Raw genomic sequence first — 16717 nt, 5'->3', positions numbered from 1 at the left:
GTTAATTCAGAAGCCCAGCAGGTGGCGGCAGAGCATCGCTGCCGCCCAGCCGGCGCCGAGCGGCAAGAGGCCCGGATACCGGATCCCGACCACGAGCGCCGCCAGCATGGCGATCTTCACGTCCCAGCCGCCATTGAAGAAGGCGGGGGCGACGAGTGTCGTCAGAACCGCTGCCGGCACGGCGTTGAGGGCCTGTTCCATGCGCGGCGGGATCGTCGTCATCCGGGTGATCAGCACATAACCGCCGATACGGGTGAGGAAGGTCGCGACGGCTGCGGCCAGTATCAGCAGAGCCATATCCACGGAGATGAGGTCGGTCATGTCAGCTCTCCATCTCCGTGACGGCGTTCGCCGGCACGGATTCGGTGGGCAGCGGCAGGAAAGCCGCCACGGCGACCCCGACCGCGGCACCGATGCTGACATGCCAGGGCGAGCCGACGAAATGATAGCCGAGCACCGAGCCGAGCGCGCTTCCCACCACCACCGGATAAAAGCCCGGCTTGCGACGAAAGCCGATGACCAGCCCGAGGAAATAGACCGGCAACAGCACGTCGATCGCAAGCGCACGCGGATCGCCCATCATCCGCCCGAAAAACGCGCCGACCACGCTGAAAAACAGCCAGGGAAAATAGATCGCGGCGCCGAAGCCGATATACCAGGGAAAACTGACGCCCCGGCCGCTTTCGCCGCGTTGCACGGCTTCCGCGAATTGCGGATCGGTCAGCAGGAAGAAGGTAAGGAATTTCTGGACCGGCGTGAAATGGGCAATGTATCGGGTCAGCGCCGCCGAATAGAGGATATGGCGGAAATTCACGGCGAAGACGGAGAGCACGATCAGCCACGGCGCCACGTGGTGGCCGAAAAGTTCGATGCCGACGAGTTGGCTGGCGCCGGCATAGACGGTCGCGCTCATCAGACCCGCTTCCATGACCGAGAGGCCGTTGTCGCTTGCCACGGCGCCGAACAGCACCGCGAACGGAGCCGAGGAGAGGGCGATGATGAGGCCACCCTTCAGACCCTGGTTGAATTCGCTGCGATTCATCGAAGAAATCCTTTTCGCACCGGCTTTAGAGCCCTGCGGGACCTCGCGCAATTCAATTGGGCTGATGGAACGATCGATTCCGCTGAACTATGGAACCCCGGCGACCCCGGTGCCGGGAATCAGTCGGCGAGGATGTCCTTGCTCGAAACGATGCCGACGCCTTTTTCTCTCATCTCGGCGATGGCGCTCTTGACGCCTTCCGGATCGATGCCACGGCTGGCATCCTCGATGAAGCGCACTTTGACGTCCGGCAGCATTTCCACGGCGTCGAGAGCGGAAAACTTCACGCAATAGTCGGTCGCGAGCCCGCAGAGATCGAGCTCGGTCACCTGCTGGGCTCTCAGATAGCCGGCAAGGCCGGTTATTGCGGCCTGGTCGTTGTCGCGGAAGGCGGAATAGCTGTCGACAGCCGGGTTCTCGCCCTTCTGCTGGATATAGTCCACGGCCTCGACGTTGAGGTCCGGGTGAAACTCCGCATCCGGCGTGCCCTGCACGCAATGGTCCGGCCACATGACCTGCGGCTGGCCGGACAGCTCGCCCATATCGAAGGGTTTCTTGCCCGGATGCCGGGAGGCAAAGCTGCCGTGGTTTTCCGGGTGCCAGTCCTGCGACGCGACGATGACATCGTAACCGCCGCCTTCGATCAGCTGGTTTGCGACCGGCACGATCTCGTCGCCGTGAGCCACCGGCAGGTTGCCGCCCGGGCAAAAACCGTTCTGGATGTCGATCAGGAGCAGCGCTTTCATCGGTCGTCCTCCGAATCCTGGGTTATCGGAGGATGCCAAGGGCGGACGGCAGGATCAAGGCCGATATGTTTTGCAATGCAGCAGTCGGAGCGATTCTGTGGATCCCCATCCATCCCGGATCAAGGGTCATCCGGCCGTTTTGCGGGTTCGGAAAATTACCCCGCGAGGGCCATCGTGGTGCGACAGAACTCCGTCTCTACAACGCTGTCGAGCATTCACAGCGAACTGGGGATTGGGCTGTTTTCCGATTCGTGGCGACCGGCCAGAAGGATCTGATCTCCTGTTTTCGACCCAGGATTTCGCCTGCTGCAGAGACCTGCCCGACCACTCCGAAAAGCTTCGGTATACACCTCGGGGCGGGCACTCATGCCCGTCACCAAGGCACTGCTGGGGGAATATGTGTCCGCGGGCCGGCGTCGCGCGGAGAGAGAAATGGTATAAAAATTCTGACAAGCCTTGAAAGACTTGGATTTTGTGGCTAAACAGCAACGGTCGTTGGCTTGACTAGCCTCAATTGTGCACCGGGCGGACACCCTGTTGCCGCAATTCGGTTAAACTTCCGACGGCATGCGCTTTTATGTGCACCACCGAAACCAAATCGGGGCGACGTAAAGACATTGGTTACCATAATCGTTCATCCTCACATGCAGTCGATAGGCGGCAGTGAGCAAAATCTTCGTTTGCTCAGCGCTCGCCAGGGTTGTGTTGGTGGTCTCGCGGAAGCGAGCCTCGCCGGTGTGAGTAACGGTTCGGGTAACGAGTGATGGCGCGTTCGGTCCAGACGTCGGTAAATGGCAGGCAGGCAGGCAAAGCTTCGCAGCGCCGCAAAAAATCCCGCTCTCTCCTGGTCAATGTCACGGTCGGTTTCGGCCTGACGGTCGCCGCCCTGATGGGTGCGTCGATGGTTACCATGGCGACGGCTGTGAAGTCGGCCTCCGATGTGAAGTTCGAGACCGCGTTGGCAAAGCCGATGGCTCTTGCCGCTCCCGCTGCCATAATGCGTGAACGCGAGATCGACGTTTCGAAATTCTCCCGCCTGCCCGGCAGAGCGCCTGCGGATCCCAAGGGCAATCGCCTGGCTGGCGCCGATGTGGCCGCCCTTGAAGCGCGCAAGCCGGATCTTTCGAACGTCAGCCGGGTGCTGACCGTGGCGATGGCCAAGGCCGCCCGGCATCAGGAGCACGAACAGCGGTTCGCCGCACTCGAAAAAGCCCGTCCTGACGCCAATGCCATTCGCGCGGTGCTTGGCCCTGCGATGGAAAGCCTCGTGGTCGTGGCGCCTCGTTCAGCGAGCGGCACCTTGCCGGATATGATCCAGGATGCCGAGACGGTCACCACCGTCGCCGGGCTCAAGGACATGAAGCCGGTCGAGATGGCCGCGCTTGAAGAAACCGCCCTGGAAGAAGACGGTGCCGACGAGAGCGAGGTCGCGGTGGTCGAGGCGACCGTTCCCACGGCGCCTTCCTATGATCTGCCGAAGGCCGGTCCGCTGCCGGTGATCCGTCCGGGGTCCGCCGCCGAGAAACCCACCAAGCCGGCAGCCCTTGCAGCCATCGCCGCTGTCGCGCCGCAAAAGCCCGCCAAGACGGATGACGGTGACGACAAGCCGACGGCGCTCGCCTTTGCCAAGCCCGACAACCCGATGCGTGAAGAGCCGACCCGTCCCTCGCAGTCCGCGCCGGCCTGGCCAGGCATCGGCACGAAAGTGGCCATCTACGATATTTCCGGCGGCATGGTCTATATGCCGAACGGCTCGAAGCTCGAAGCGCATTCCGGCATCGGCAAAATGCGTGACAACCCGGCCTTTACGCATGTGACGATGCGTGGCCCGACCCCCCCCGGCACCTACAAGCTGTCGATGCGCGAAAAGCTGTTCCACGGCGTCGCGGCGATCCGCCTGACGCCGGTCGACGGCAAGGCGCCGCAGGGCCGCACCGGCCTGCTTGCTCACAGCTTCCTTCTGCGGGTGCGCGGCGACTCGCACGGTTGCGTCGCGTTTGCCGACTATCCCGCGTTCCTGAAAGCCTTCCAGCGCGGCGACATCACCCATATGGTGATCGTGCCCAAGTGGGACGGCAAGCGCCCCGGCCGCGGCACCAATGGCGGCTTCATGGCCAAGCTGTTCGGCAATAACGACGCCTAGTCGGAGCCATGATGGTGACGCCGGATGAAGGCGTCACCTGCAATCAGTTCAGCCGAGAATATCCCGCGCCACGCGCATGAAGACCTTGGTGCCGATCGGGATCAGGTCATCGGGGAAATCGTAGTTCGGATTGTGCAGGTTCGGCATGTTTTCGCCGGCGCCGAGGAAGAACATTGCCGATTTCGAGACTGTCGCGAACCGTCCGAAATCCTCCGAGCCGCGCATCGCCTCACCGACATCGTGGGAAACGCCTTCGGCATCCATCGCCGCCCGCAGCATCTCGGCGGCTTCGGCATGGTTTTCGCAATGGCCGAAAATGTCGTGATAGTCCATCTCGCATCGGAGATCGCCAGCTGCTGCGATTTCGCGGACCAAGGCCTCGGCCCTGGTCGTCAGCGCTTCCATCTGGCTGTCGGTCATCGTGCGCAGCGTCACCCAGACTTCGGCATGGCCAGGCGCGATGCCGAATGCGGGTTCGCCGATCGAGGCATGCGTCACCGTTGCCAGCACCATGTCGCCGGTTGCGATTGAGCCCCGGCTGAGAGCGGTCAGCGCCGGCATCAGCGTTGCGACCGCCGGGACCGGCGAGATTCCCGTCTCCGGCATGGAGGCATGCGCCGTGCGCCCGGTCAGCGCGATCCGCAGGCCGCGCGAGGCGCAGTTGACGATCCCGTCCTTCAGCCACGCATGGCCGAGCGGCAGGCCCGGCATGTTGTGCAGCGAAAAACTGTAGTCCGGCACCAGTTCCTTGAACGCCGCGTCGGCGACGACCGCCGCGGCGCCGGCGCCGGTCTCTTCCGCAGGCTGAAAAAGCAGGATGACGCGGCCGCGCTTCGGCCTTTCGCGGCCGAACTGCCGCCCAAGCGCCGCGAGCATGGCCATATGGCCGTCGTGCCCGCACATATGGCCCTTGCCGGGGACTTTCGAGCGATGGTCCGGCGAGCCGACTTCCTCGATCGGCAGCGCATCGAGCTCGGCGCGGAACAGGACGGTCGGACCGGGAAGCCCGCCGTCGTAGACGACCGCGACGCCGGTGCCCCCAAGGCCTGTCACAACCCGGTCGGGCACCGTATCGGCGAGGAACCCTTGCACCTCGGCAGCCGTCGCGATCTCCTCGCCGGAAATCTCCGGCATGGAATGCAGCTTGCGCCGCCAGGCGGTGAGTTCGATGACGTCCTGATTGGTGAGAAACATGGCGCTGCTTCCTGATGGCCGGGTCTGGTTCTCGGGGTAACCGGGGCAGGGGTTCTCCGCAAGGAAAACCTCTGCCCTTGGCGTGTCACCACTCGATGCCGATCTTGCCGAAATGGCTGCCGCTCATCTCGTAACGAAACGCGTCGGCAAGTTTTTCGAGCGGAAACACCTTGTCGATCACCGGCCTCACCAGGCCCGTATCGAGCGCGCGGACGAAATCCTGCTGCTGTCGGCGGCTTCCGACCAGAATGCCGGACAACACCGCCTGCTTGCCCATCAGCGCCGCGGTCGGCACCTCGCCGCGCGGACCGGTCAAGACGCCGATCATGGCGATATGGCCGCCCATCTTCACCGCCTGGATGGACTGCCCGAGCGTTGCCGGACCGCCGACCTCCACCACATGGTCGACGCCGCGGCCGCCGGTCCAGTCGAAAACCTGTCTGCCCCAATCGGCATGGTCCTTGTAGTTGACCGTGAACTCGGCGCCGAGCTTGCGGGCACGCTCCAGCTTGTCGTCCGAGGAGGAGGTGATCGCCACCCGTGCGCCCATGGCTCTCGCGATCTGCAGCGCATAGATCGACACGCCGCCCGTGCCGAGCGCCAGCACCGTCTCGCCGGCCTTCAGTCGCCCAAGCTCTGCCAGCGCCCGCCAGGCGGTCAGCCCCGCCGTGGTGATCGTCGCCGCCTCCACATGGCTGAACCCTTTTGGAGCGAGCGTGAAGGCGGCCGCGGGCCGCACCGCATATTCCGTCGCAAACCCGTCGATGCCATCGCCCGGCGTGCGCGAAAAGCCGCCGGGCAGCGGTGGACCGTCCTGCCAGTCCGGAAAGAAGCAGGAGACGACATGGTCGCCCGGCCTGAATTCGCTCACCGCTTCGCCGACCGCCTCGACCACGCCGGCACCATCGGCCATCAGCACCCGCCCATCGGTGGGGGTGCGGCCGCTTGCGACGCTCAGGTCATGGAAATTGATCGAACTCGCATGCAGCGCCACCCGGATCTCACCACGGCCGGGCTCTCCCGGGTCCGGCAGATCGACGAGTTTCAGTGCGTCGAGCCCGCCGGGGGCTGTGACGATGGCTTTCATGAATTCCTCCCTCAATTGTCCAGATCTCAATGGACGTAGAGAGAGAAACGGGGTGCCGCAAGCCCGATGTTTTGGTTGGATCCTAGCAAATGTGTGTTTGAAATCCCTGCGTCATCGACCCTACTCACTGTTCGAGAACACCGGCCGTGAAAACAAGGTAAATAGCGAGCTTTCGTGTCTGTCTATATTTAAAGTTGAATATTGACTCGATTTCGTTTTTTACGCTTATCTTGGTTCGGGAGAAAAACTCAAGTCCTCAATGTGCGCGAGACGTGTTGTGAGGGGGGGTCCAATGCTGGATTTTCAGAAACTCTTCAACGCGCTTATGGAGCAGATCACATCCATTACGGAATTTCTTTCCGGATCTTCCCAAGGCGGCAGTGCTAAAACAGACCAACTCGATTCAGCAATCATATTAGCGTTATTAACTGCTATTCTTGCCACAGTCGGCTATCTCGGCAAACATCTCGTTCAGGGTTTGCTGCATTTGCGGGAAGAACGAAAAAAGTATCGATCGGCCATGGTTCGGTACGTGTATGACGCGGATATCTGGCGGAACGATTTTTCCAAGAATTTCAGTAGGGCGGAATTGGACAAATGGTCCGGCAAACTTATCGATGGGCCTGATGATTTCAAACTCGCTCTCGGGAGTTCGAAGGAGGAGGACGCACAGGATATTATGACCTATCTTCATTGGCTCAGGCCAAGAGAAATATATTCTATAAGGCTGTTTATCGCCTATTCGGAGCTATTCGATAGCATGTGCGGTATTCTTTCCAGCAATGAATTTGCTGCTTTCGATCGCCGCCGTAAACTGAACGCTCTGATAACCACACAAAGGGTGGGAATTGACGCTTACGGCTATGCGGTCCAGTCCCTGGAGGCTCTTCGGAAACCTGAAATCCCGCTATTGGCCGCCTGGGCGGGCTACTTATTTAAAACGATAGCTGGATTGGTATATCGGACTGAAAGACATCATCTCAATCCCGCGATCAGGTTCAACTCCGCGGACCCGAATGGTGCGCAGCCATCGCACTATGTTCCCCCAGATTGGGCAGCGGATTCTCTTGAGGAGTTTCGCCTAAACGCAGAAATGCGTTTGCAGAAGGTATCAAACAAACGGGGGAAGCGGCTTTGACATCCTGGTAGATCCTTTGTCTTAGGTCACCCTAAGATAGGGGATTATATGCATTGGATCAACTTCCTCGTCACACCCGTTCCACAAACCCGTCCAGCACCCGCTTCTGACCGGCCCGATCGAACTCGATCGTCAGCTTGTTCCCCTCGATCGCCGAGATATTGCCGTTCCCGAACTTGACGTGGAACACCCGGTCGCCGACCGAGAACTGCGATGGCGTGTCGGCCACCGATTTGGCCACCAGTTCGCCGTCGATGGTCCTCGTGCGCGGGCCGCTTTCGCCGTAGCCGATGCGTTCCACGGCGTGGCCGGAGCGGGTGCCCCAGTTGTCGCGGGTGGCGTCGGTCTTGTTGGCCTGGGCGCGCTTCCAGCCAGGTGTGGAATAATTGTTGGTGAAGGGGTCGGCCTTGTCGAAACGCGACTGGCCGTAGCCGCCGCGCCCGCCATAACCGCCGTAATTGCTGTCGGAGGCCGCTACATCCACATGGGCTGCCGGCAGTTCGTCGAGGAAGCGCGACGGCATGGTCGATTGCCACAGGCCGTGGATGCGGCGGTTCGAGACGAACCAGATATGGCAACGGTGCTTTGCGCGCGTCAGGCCGACATAGGCGAGGCGGCGTTCTTCCTCCAGCCCTGAGCGGCCGCCCTCGTCGAGCGCCCGCTGGTGGGGAAACAGGCCTTCCTCCCAGCCGGGCAGGAAGACGGTGTCGAATTCCAGGCCCTTGGCCGAATGCAGCGTCATGATCGAGACGGCGTCGAGGTTTTCGTTGTTCTCGGCATCCATGACCAGCGAGACGTGTTCGAGGAAGCCGCGCATGCTCTCGAAGGCCTCCATGGAACGCACGAGTTCCTTGAGGTTTTCGAGCCGTCCCGGCGCTTCCGCCGATTTGTCGTTCTGCCACATGGCGGTATAGCCGCTCTCGTCGAGGATCTGCTCGGCAAGCGTGGTGTGGAGCGTGTTTTCGAGCAGGCCCTGCCAGCGGCGGAAGTCGGTCACCACGTCGAACAGCGCCTTGCGCGCCTTCGGCTTCATCTCGTCGGTCTCGATGAGGTCGGCTGCCGCCTGGAGCATCGGGATGTCGCGGGCGCGGGCATAGTCGTGCAGGTAGCGCACGGTGGTGTCGCCGAGGCCGCGTTTCGGGGTGTTGATGATCCGCTCGAAGGCGAGGTCGTCGGAAGGCTGGCAGACCATGCGGAAATAGGCCATCGCATCGCGGATCTCGAGCCGCTCGTAGAAGCGCGGGCCGCCGATGACGCGGTAGTTGAGGCCCAATGTCACGAACCGGTCTTCGAACTCGCGCATCTGGAACGAGGCGCGCACCAGGATCGCCATGTCGTTGAGCGCGTGCTTGCCGCGCTGGAGGTTCTCGATCTCCTCGCCGACGGCGCGCGCTTCCTCCTCCGAATCCCAGGCGGCATGCACCACCACCTTCTCGTCGTCGGGGTCTGAGCGGTCGGTGAACAGCGTCTTGCCGAGCCGGCCCTCATTATGGGCGATCAGATGGCCTGCGGCGCCGAGGATGTGCTCGGTGGAGCGGTAGTTGCGCTCCAGCTTGATGACCTTTGCGCCCGGAAAATCCTTCTCGAAGCGCAGGATGTTGTCGACTTCGGCGCCGCGCCAGCCGTAGATCGACTGGTCGTCGTCGCCGACGCAGCAGACGTTCTGGGGAATGTCCTTCGGCCGCTGGGCCAGCAGCCGCAGCCACATATATTGCGCGGTGTTGGTGTCCTGGTACTCGTCGACCAGGATATAGCGGAACTTGCCGTGATATTCCTTCAAGAGGTCCGGGTTCTTGCGGAGGATGGCGATCGGGTGCAGCAGGAGATCGCCGAAATCGCAGGCGTTCAGGGTGCGCAGCCGCGCCTGATAGGCGGCGTAGAGTTCGCGGCCCTTGCCGTTGGCAAACGCGCGGGCGTCGCCCTCGGCAATGTCCGGCGGGGTCAGGCCCTTGTTCTTCCAGGTGTCGATCATGCCGGCAAACTGTTTGGCCGGCCAGCGCTTGTCGTCCAGCCCCTCGGCCTGGATCAGCTGCTTGATCAGCCGCACCACGTCGTCGGTATCGAGAATGGTGAAGTCGGAGCGAAGGCCGGCGAGTTCCGCATGGCGGCGCAGCAGTTTCACGCCGATCGAGTGGAAGGTGCCCATCCACGGCATGCCCTCGACCGCCCCGCCGACCAGAACGCCGACGCGTTCCTTCATCTCGCGCGCCGCCTTGTTGGTGAAGGTGACGGCAAGGATCTGCGAAGGGAAGGCCCGGCCGGTTGCGAGGATGTGGGCGATGCGGGTGGTCAGCACACGCGTCTTGCCCGTGCCCGCGCCCGCGAGCACGAGGACAGGGCCGTCGAGCGTTTCGACCGCTTCGCGCTGTTCCGGGTTGAGGCCTGCGAGGTAGTCGGGCGCCCGGTACTGGTCGCGGGCCGCCATGGCGCGCGCGGCAATGCCGAGGCCGCCGTTTCCGGCCGGCTGCGCCAGGGCAGGGGCCTTGCGCTGTGCCTGCTGGGGTTCTTCGTCGAAGAACGGAATGTCGTCGAAACTGTTCGTCATGCGGCCAATGTAGTGATTCGGACCTGAAAGACCAGAAAATGTTCTGCTTTCATTCCGACTGTTCACACAAGGCAAGGCCAAATTGTGAAGAGGCCACCGGTTGACCACTGCGAAAGCGGCGATTTTAGGAGTATATGTATGCCTCCGATCTAACATATGCGTGAGATTTCGTGAGGTTACATTTTTGTAAGGTTGCCGAACACCCATTGCGTGAGCACCCGCAAAAAAGGATACTCGCAGGCAATATGGCCTCTTTGTGCCGCCATCGGAGAATTGAATGCGGATTTGGAAACAGCTTCTGCTCTGTATCGTAGTCCTGGCCGGAGCGCTCGGCCTGTGGATCTACCTGGTGCCGAGCGCCGGCGGAACCCTTAAAAAGATGGGGGTTCCCGGTGAAGTGATCGCCGCTGTCATTCCGAGAACCGCAGCCCAGCCAGCACCCGCTCCAGCGGGTGGTGCCAACGGTAATGCTGCGGCGCGTCCGCAGGGCGAGGGCGGAGCACAGGGCGCCGCGCAGAATGGGCAGCGCGGGGCAGGCGGCCAGGGCGGCAACCGGGCGACGCTCATCGTCGCCCAGCCGGTCGCGATCGGCACCGTCAACGACCGCCTCTCGGCGATCGGCAGCGGCGAGGCCATCCAGTCGGTCGTCGTCATGCCGCAGGCTTCCGGTACCGTCAACGAGATCATGGTGACGTCGGGTCAGAAGGTCACCAAGGGTCAGGTTCTTGCCCGCCTCGATGACGAAGAGCAGACGATCGAGCGCGACAAGGCGCGGGTGGCGCTGGCCAGCGCCCAGGAAAAATCCGCCTCCTACAAGAACCTGCAGTCGTTCTCGCGCCTCGACGTTTTCGATGCGCAGATCGCCGAACAGGCCGCAAAGCTGGCACTCTCCACCGCCGAACTCAATCTCAGGCGCCGCGATATCGTCGCCCCGATCGACGGCATCGCCGGCATCGTCGCCGTCAATATCGGCGACAACGTCACCACCCAGACCAATGTCGTGACGATCGACGACCGCTCGGCCGTGCTGGTCGACTTCTGGGCGCCGGAGCGTTTCGCGGTGGCGATCCAGCCGGGCCAGGCGGTTGAGGCGAGTTCGATTGCCCGTCCGGGCCAGGTCTTTTCCGGCAAGGTCGAGGCGATCGACAACCGCATCGATCCGGCCAGCCGCACGATGCGCATCCGTGCACGGGTCGAAAATCCTGGCGATGTGCTGCGCGCCGGCATGGCCTTCAACGTCGGTATGCGCTTTGCCGGCGAAAGATATCCGGCGGTCGATCCGCTGGCCATCCAGTGGGACGGCGAAGGTTCCTATGTCTGGCAGGTCAGGGACAACAAGTCCGTCAAGACCAGGGTGCGCGTCGTCCAGCGCAATCCCGATGCAGTCCTCGTGGGCGCCGAGCTCAAAGAGGGCGACAGGATAGTGACCGAAGGTCTGCAGCGTGTGAGGGAAGGGGCGCCGGTCCGGATCTTCGGCGCGCCGGAAACGGCTGAGGTGGCGCGCCAATGAAGATCGAACTCCCAGGCGCTGGCCATGATGGCGAGGGGAAGGCCGAGACGGAAAAATCCGCCCAGAGCTTTACCGCCCTCTTCGTTCGCCGGCCGATCCTTGCCGCGGTTCTGAACACGCTGCTGGTCGTTGCGGGCCTTGCGGCTCTCGCCGGCGTCGAGGTGCGTGAACTTCCCGACGTCGATCAGCCGGTCATCACGGTGCGCACCAATTACGACGGCGCCTCGCCGCAGACGATGGACCAGGAAGTCACCCAGGTCATCGAAGGCGCCGTCGCGCGCGTCTCGGGCCTCAAGGCCCTGTCCTCGCAGTCGCAGTTCGGCTCCAGCCGCGTGACGATGGAGTTTTCCGACAGCGTCGACCTGTCGGAGGCCGCAAACGACGTGCGCGATGCCGTTGGCCGCGTCGTCAACCAGCTGCCGGACGATGCCGACGAACCGCGCATCGTCAAGGCGGACGCCGATTCCGACGCCATCATGCGCCTTGCGGTCACATCGTCGAACATGTCGATGGAAGACCTCACCCAGCTCGTCAACAACGAGGTCGTCGACCGGCTTGCCGCCGTCGAAGGTGTTGCCGACGTCGAACTTTACGGCGATCAGGACAAGGTGTTTCGCGTCGACGTCAACCAGGCCGCCCTGGCTGGCCGAGGCCTGACCGTCGCCGACGTCTCCAAGGCGCTGTCGAGCGCGGCGCTCGACGTTCCGGCCGGCTCGCTGAAGAGCACGACCCAGGATATCGTCGTTCGCGCCACCGCCAACCTCACCACGCCCCAGGATTTCGAAAACGTCCTGATCGGCCCGAATGTCCGCGTCCGCGACGTGGCGACCGTGGCTCTCGGCCCGGATGACGGCACGACGGTGCTGCGCGCCAACGGCGTGCAGGGCGTCGGCCTCGGCATCATCCGCCAGGCGCAGTCGAACACGCTCAACATTTCCGAAGGCGTCAAGGCGGCCGTCGCGGAGATGCAGAAGGCCTTGCCGGAAGGCACCCGCATCGCCATCACCGGCGACGACGCGATCTTCATCCAGGGCGCGCTCCACGAGGTCGAGATCGCGTTGGTTCTCTCGGCCGCTGTCGTCGTCGTGGTCATCTACCTCTTCCTGCGCGACTGGCGCGCCACGCTGATCCCGGCGATCACCATGCCGGTGGCGCTGATCGGCACGCTGGTGGCAATCTACCTCGTCGGTTTCTCGATCAACATCCTGACGCTGCTCGCCATCGTGCTCGCGACCGGTCTCGTGGTCGACGACGCGATCGTCGTGCTCGAGAACATCGTCCGGCGACGAGCGGAAGGCATGGGGCCGCGCGCCGCCGCCGTGCTCGGCACCCAGGAAGTGTTCTTCGCCGTCATCGCGACCACGGCAACGCTTGCCGCCGTCTTCATTCCGCTGTCCTTCCTGCCCGGCCAGATCGGCGGCCTGTTCAAGGAATTCGGCTTCGTGCTCGCCTTCTCGGTGGCGCTGTCCTCGGTGACCGCCCTGACGCTCTGCCCGATGCTCGCGTCGCGCATGCTGACCAAGCCGATGAAGGAGGACCACGGCCTGCTCGGCGCCTTCGGCAACGGGTTCGCCAGGGTCTATGCATCGGCGTTGCGGTTCTGCCTCAACGCGCCGCTGGTCGTCATCGTCGTGTCGGTGGTCTTCTCGATTGCCGCCTACAATGTCTTCGGCCTGGTCAAAAGCGAGCTGACGCCGCGCGAAGACCGTGCCACGATCATGCTGCGCCTGACGACGCCGCAGGGCGTCAGCCTCGATTATACCCGCGACCAGATGCAGCGCGTCGAAGAGAACCTGAAGTCGCTGCGCGATTCCGGCGAGATCACCAATGTCTTCTCGATCTCGGGTTTCGGCAGCAATACCAATAGCGGCTTCATGGTTCTGACGCTAGCGCCCTGGGGCGAGCGCAGCCGCACGCAGGACCAGATCGCCGCCGACGTCAGCGCCGCGGCGCTGAGGGTTCCGGCCCTGCGCGGTTTCACCATGCAGGCCAACAGCCTGAAGATCCGCGGCGCCGGCAACGGCCTGCAGATGGCCCTGGTCGGCAACGACTACGACGTCCTGACCTCGACGGCTCTGAAGCTCGTGTCGCATATGGAAAGCGAGGGCGCGCGGTTCTTCGATACGCCGCGCCTTACCAACGAGCCGACCCAGGCACAGCTTTCGGTGGCGATCGACCGCGAGCGGGCCTCCGACCTCGGGATCGACATCACCGGCCTGTCGACCGCCATGCAGTCGCTGCTCGAGGGCCGTTCGGTCGTCGACGTCTTCGTCAACGGCGATGCGCTTCCGGTCAAGCTCACCTCGACCACAAGGCCTATCGACGACCCGACCGATCTGGAGAACATCTTCCTCAAGACCGGCGACGGCAAGATCGTGCCGATGTCGACGATCGCGACCTTGAAGGAAGGCGCGGTGGCGCCGCAGCTCAACCGCGAGGAACAGCTCGCCTCGGTGTCCATTTCGTCCAACCTGCGCGACGGCGTGGCGCTCGGCGATGCGGTCAGGGAAGTCTCCGCGATCGCCCAGCCGTTTCTCCCGGCGGGCGTCCGCCTGGTTCCGATGGCGGAGGCGAAGACGCTCGGCGAAAATTCCAATGCCATGCTGATGACCTTCGGTTTTGCGATCGCGATCATCTTCCTGGTGCTCGCCGCGCAGTTCGAAAGCGTGCTGTCGTCGATCATCATCATGTCGACCGTGCCGCTCGGTCTTGCCTGCGCCGCCATCGCGCTGGTGCTGACCGGATCGAGCCTCAACGTCTACAGCCAGATCGGTCTCGTGCTGCTCGTCGGCGTCATGGCGAAGAACGGCATCCTGATCGTCGAATTCGCCAATCAGCTCCGGGACCGCGGGGCGAGCGTGCGCGAGGCGATCGAAACCGCCTGCGCGCTTCGTCTGCGCCCGGTGATGATGACGATGATCGCCACCGTCATCGGCGGCGTACCGCTGCTGCTGGCCCAGGGCGCGGGTGCGGAAGCCCGTATCGCACTCGGCTGGGTCATCGTCGGCGGCCTCGGTTTTGCGGTCATCGTGACGCTGTTCATCACCCCGGTCGCCTATCTTCTGCTCGCCGGCTTCGCCAAGCCGCATATGCACGAGGAAGCGCGGTTCCATCAGGAACTGGCGCATGCCTCGCGCCGTGGGCAAGAGAAGCAGGACAACGACAAGGAAGAAGAGGAACGGCTGCTCGCCGCCGAGTGACGGGCGCTGGCAGATCTGTTCCTTCCATGGCCGCTGTCCCCGGACCTGATCCGAGGACAGACAAGATAGCGTCGAGATTTTCGACGACCTATCGGCCGAGCAGGTCGTCGAGCCGGCCGGCAAGCGCGCCGCCGCCGGCCCGGTCGTCGGCCATTTTCTGAAACAATCCCGCCATTCCCCTGAAGATCTGCGAGGCGGGATCGTCTTCGCCAAGGAATGCGGCGATTTCCTCCATCTCCGCCACCCAGCGATAGGCTTTCGCATACATGTCCGGAATGGCGCCCGAGAGTTTCCGGTCGAGGTCGGGATTGCTTTCGGCCATCTCGCGTCTGAGGCTCTGGTCGGCGCCCGATCCGATGGCGGCGAGAAGCATGGCGGTGCCGAGGCCGGTGACGCCCTTGTTGATGCCCGCATAACACATCTTCAGCGCCGAGGCTGCGCCGATGGGCCCTTCGATCCGGCGGACGTGAAGCCCGTGCGTGGCGAGAACGGCGCTTCTGTCCGCCCCGTCCCCGCTGATATAGAGTTTTGGTCCGGCTTTTCCCGGCTGCGGAGGCAGGCCGATGATCGAGCCGTCCAGCACATTCGCCTGGCCAGGTCTGAAAGCGGCTGCGACGGCATTCATCGTATTCGGCGAGATCGCGTTGCAATCGATGAATGTCACCGGGGTCGGGCGCTCTCCGATCGCCGCGGACAGACGTTCCGCGACGCCGATCGCCTCGGCGGGCGGAACGATCGACAGAACGACCTCCGCCCCGACGATGTCTTCAAGCGAGGCTGGCTTCATTCCGGCGGCCCTGGCCCGGTTGTGGGTTTCGGATGAGCGGCCTTCCAGATGGGTCAGCACGCTCGCGCCGCCGTCCGCCAACTGCCGGCCGATCCCGCTGCCCATCGCACCCGCGCCGATGATTGCAATTGTCGCCATCGCTGATCTCCTGAAACTTGATAAGGCAGAGCCTGATCTAGCGCATCGATCGGTGACTTGCAGATGAACTATTTTGCGCCGGGACAAAAAACCTGTCCGTGGTGCGAAGGCCTTGCCGGCGATTCGCGTCCGGCTCCCGGAAATTCGCCTGCCGGGGCGGGCAAGGACTTACCGGCACGGGAGGCTGATCGCCGACATCCCGCTGCGGTGGTCGATTTCGAGGCTTCTTGTGGTCATAGCGGTCATGACCCGGGCCTGTTAAACTTGCTGCAACCTTGTGCATGGCATGGCATATCCCGCCACGCAGCAGAAGGAGAGACGTATGGCGCTGATCGGATTCAAGAATACCCATAACCAATCCGTATACATCAATCCCGCGCAGGTGCTTTACGTCACGACTTTCGAAGAGGAAGTCACGATCGTCGCGCTTGCGCTCGCCAGCACCGGCGGCAAGCCCACGGCTGTCTATGTCCGCGGCAATGTCGATCAGGTACAGCAGAGACTGAGCATGGCCCTGGCGGGCTAGGTTCGCCCCCCAGGTTTCGCGTCCGGCATCCTTATTTCAGGTTCGTCGGGAAGCGCCGTTGCGGGGATGTCCCAAGCTTTACCCGCCTGTCGGCTCAACGACTTAATTTAATTTTTCACCCCTCTCATCCCCGCCCTTCCGGCCCGTGCCTACAATCCCCTCGTCCCGTCGCGGATACACCGGCAGGCGTGCCGGCGAGGCGGGACCGGCGCCGGGTGGGCAGGAAACGACGTAAGTCCTTCCATCCGGGGTTCGCGGAAAATGGTCTCCCTCCGGCGACAACGGGGAGAGATGAAGGCAAACGGACCGAGCCTTCGTCTCTTGAAGCCCGAAAGCGCGCGCCGGACGTGCCTGTGCGGCACACATGGTGGCTGACCGGATGGTGTCGCCGGATTTTTCAAAGTCCGACCGATCCCATCGGAGAAACCGGCGGAGATCCATGGAAGCCTTTCCGATCGAATCGGATGGGGCGTCCCGGGTCATACGAACACCGTCCGGAAGAGCCACGGCAGAGGGACCGAAGTCGCGGATATTAACCGCCGAACGGGGCGCTGAGAGGTGTCACCTAAACTAAAAACTTACGAGGCAGCTTTCAGCGCCCCGTCCGATCCTCGGGTCTCGCTCTGCTCGCCCGAGGGTGACGAAAAGAAACCGAGGATCG

Annotated in this window: 12 protein-coding genes; 5 read left to right on the top strand and 7 right to left on the bottom strand. The window is 63.0% G+C overall.

Annotated features, from left to right (window positions below):
* Nucleotides 1–6: 6 nt before the first annotated feature.
* The 3 genes from GQ59_RS27300 to pncA all read right to left on the bottom strand — a co-directional run bounded on the left by GQ59_RS27300 (nucleotide 7) and on the right by pncA (nucleotide 1788).
* Nucleotides 7–321 (bottom strand): AzlD family protein, encoded by a 315-nt coding sequence (locus GQ59_RS27300; RefSeq protein WP_037087382.1) that lies wholly within the window; start codon nucleotides 319–321, stop codon nucleotides 7–9.
* Nucleotide 322: 1 nt separating this feature from the next.
* Nucleotides 323–1042, bottom strand: coding sequence for an AzlC family ABC transporter permease (locus GQ59_RS27295; protein WP_037087381.1), 720 nt, complete (start codon nucleotides 1040–1042; stop codon nucleotides 323–325).
* 119 nt (nucleotides 1043–1161) lie between these two features.
* Complete coding sequence (gene pncA, locus GQ59_RS27290; protein WP_037087379.1) at nucleotides 1162–1788, bottom strand: bifunctional nicotinamidase/pyrazinamidase; 627 nt, start codon at nucleotides 1786–1788, stop codon at nucleotides 1162–1164.
* Nucleotides 1789–2551: 763 nt separating this feature from the next.
* Here pncA and GQ59_RS32865 point away from each other — a divergent pair.
* Entirely contained in the window at nucleotides 2552–3931 is a 1380-nt protein-coding gene (locus tag GQ59_RS32865; RefSeq protein WP_051904230.1) for a DUF2778 domain-containing protein, read from the top strand.
* 48 nt (nucleotides 3932–3979) lie between these two features.
* Here the strand turns inward: GQ59_RS32865 and GQ59_RS27280 are convergent, their stop codons facing one another.
* Nucleotides 3980–5125: an amidohydrolase gene (locus tag GQ59_RS27280; RefSeq protein ID WP_037087377.1), complete on the bottom strand. Its 1146-nt coding sequence runs from the start codon at nucleotides 5123–5125 to the stop codon at nucleotides 3980–3982.
* A gap of 85 nt (nucleotides 5126–5210) precedes the next feature.
* Nucleotides 5211–6212: a zinc-dependent alcohol dehydrogenase family protein gene (locus GQ59_RS27275; protein ID WP_037087376.1), complete on the bottom strand. Its 1002-nt coding sequence runs from the start codon at nucleotides 6210–6212 to the stop codon at nucleotides 5211–5213.
* Between the two features lie 292 nt (nucleotides 6213–6504).
* Here GQ59_RS27275 and GQ59_RS27270 point away from each other — a divergent pair, with 292 nt between their 5' ends.
* Nucleotides 6505–7350, top strand: coding sequence for a hypothetical protein (locus GQ59_RS27270; RefSeq protein ID WP_037087375.1), 846 nt, complete (start codon nucleotides 6505–6507; stop codon nucleotides 7348–7350).
* A gap of 70 nt (nucleotides 7351–7420) precedes the next feature.
* Here the strand turns inward: GQ59_RS27270 and GQ59_RS27265 are convergent, their stop codons facing one another.
* A complete protein-coding gene (locus tag GQ59_RS27265) occupies nucleotides 7421–9895 on the bottom strand; it encodes an ATP-dependent helicase (protein WP_037087373.1) in 2475 nt (824 codons plus the stop codon).
* Nucleotides 9896–10172: 277 nt separating this feature from the next.
* On the opposite strand from GQ59_RS27265, the gene GQ59_RS27260 reads away from it, so the two are divergent.
* Together GQ59_RS27260 and GQ59_RS27255 are read left to right on the top strand one after the other, a co-directional pair.
* On the top strand, nucleotides 10173–11405 hold the full coding sequence (locus GQ59_RS27260) for an efflux RND transporter periplasmic adaptor subunit (protein WP_037087371.1): 1233 nt from the start codon (nucleotides 10173–10175) through the stop codon (nucleotides 11403–11405).
* Nucleotides 11402–14605, top strand: coding sequence for an efflux RND transporter permease subunit (locus GQ59_RS27255; RefSeq protein WP_152564478.1), 3204 nt, complete (start codon nucleotides 11402–11404; stop codon nucleotides 14603–14605). Before GQ59_RS27260 ends, GQ59_RS27255 begins: the two co-directional genes overlap by 4 nt.
* 88 nt (nucleotides 14606–14693) lie before the next feature.
* Here the strand turns inward: GQ59_RS27255 and GQ59_RS27250 are convergent, their stop codons facing one another.
* The gene (locus GQ59_RS27250) at nucleotides 14694–15530 is read right to left on the bottom strand and encodes an NAD(P)-dependent oxidoreductase (protein WP_037087369.1); all 837 of its coding nucleotides are present in this window, start codon (nucleotides 15528–15530) and stop codon (nucleotides 14694–14696) included.
* Between the two features lie 322 nt (nucleotides 15531–15852).
* On the opposite strand from GQ59_RS27250, the gene GQ59_RS27245 reads away from it, so the two are divergent.
* Nucleotides 15853–16056 (top strand): hypothetical protein, encoded by a 204-nt coding sequence (locus tag GQ59_RS27245; protein WP_037087366.1) that lies wholly within the window; start codon nucleotides 15853–15855, stop codon nucleotides 16054–16056.
* Nucleotides 16057–16717: the final 661 nt, after the last annotated feature.

It is taken from the genome of Neorhizobium vignae, from assembly GCF_000732195.1.
GTDB lineage: Bacteria > Pseudomonadota > Alphaproteobacteria > Rhizobiales > Rhizobiaceae > Neorhizobium > Neorhizobium vignae.
This window is presented reverse-complemented; position numbering and strand designations above follow the sequence as displayed.

What these genes read in the sequence shown, in the direction of transcription:
- GQ59_RS27300 (WP_037087382.1), bottom strand. Translation starts at nt 321, where the DNA reads ATGACCGACCTCATCTCCGTGGATATGGCTCTGCTGATACTGGCCGCA.
- GQ59_RS27295 (WP_037087381.1), bottom strand. Translation starts at nt 1,042, where the DNA reads ATGAATCGCAGCGAATTCAACCAGGGTCTGAAGGGTGGCCTCATCATC.
- pncA (WP_037087379.1), bottom strand. Translation starts at nt 1,788, where the DNA reads ATGAAAGCGCTGCTCCTGATCGACATCCAGAACGGTTTTTGCCCGGGC.
- GQ59_RS32865 (WP_051904230.1), top strand. Translation starts at nt 2,552, where the DNA reads ATGGCGCGTTCGGTCCAGACGTCGGTAAATGGCAGGCAGGCAGGCAAA.
- GQ59_RS27280 (WP_037087377.1), bottom strand. Translation starts at nt 5,125, where the DNA reads ATGTTTCTCACCAATCAGGACGTCATCGAACTCACCGCCTGGCGGCGC.
- GQ59_RS27275 (WP_037087376.1), bottom strand. Translation starts at nt 6,212, where the DNA reads ATGAAAGCCATCGTCACAGCCCCCGGCGGGCTCGACGCACTGAAACTC.
- GQ59_RS27270 (WP_037087375.1), top strand. Translation starts at nt 6,505, where the DNA reads ATGCTGGATTTTCAGAAACTCTTCAACGCGCTTATGGAGCAGATCACA.
- GQ59_RS27265 (WP_037087373.1), bottom strand. Translation starts at nt 9,895, where the DNA reads ATGACGAACAGTTTCGACGACATTCCGTTCTTCGACGAAGAACCCCAG.
- GQ59_RS27260 (WP_037087371.1), top strand. Translation starts at nt 10,173, where the DNA reads ATGCGGATTTGGAAACAGCTTCTGCTCTGTATCGTAGTCCTGGCCGGA.
- GQ59_RS27255 (WP_152564478.1), top strand. Translation starts at nt 11,402, where the DNA reads ATGAAGATCGAACTCCCAGGCGCTGGCCATGATGGCGAGGGGAAGGCC.
- GQ59_RS27250 (WP_037087369.1), bottom strand. Translation starts at nt 15,530, where the DNA reads ATGGCGACAATTGCAATCATCGGCGCGGGTGCGATGGGCAGCGGGATC.
- GQ59_RS27245 (WP_037087366.1), top strand. Translation starts at nt 15,853, where the DNA reads ATGGCGCTGATCGGATTCAAGAATACCCATAACCAATCCGTATACATC.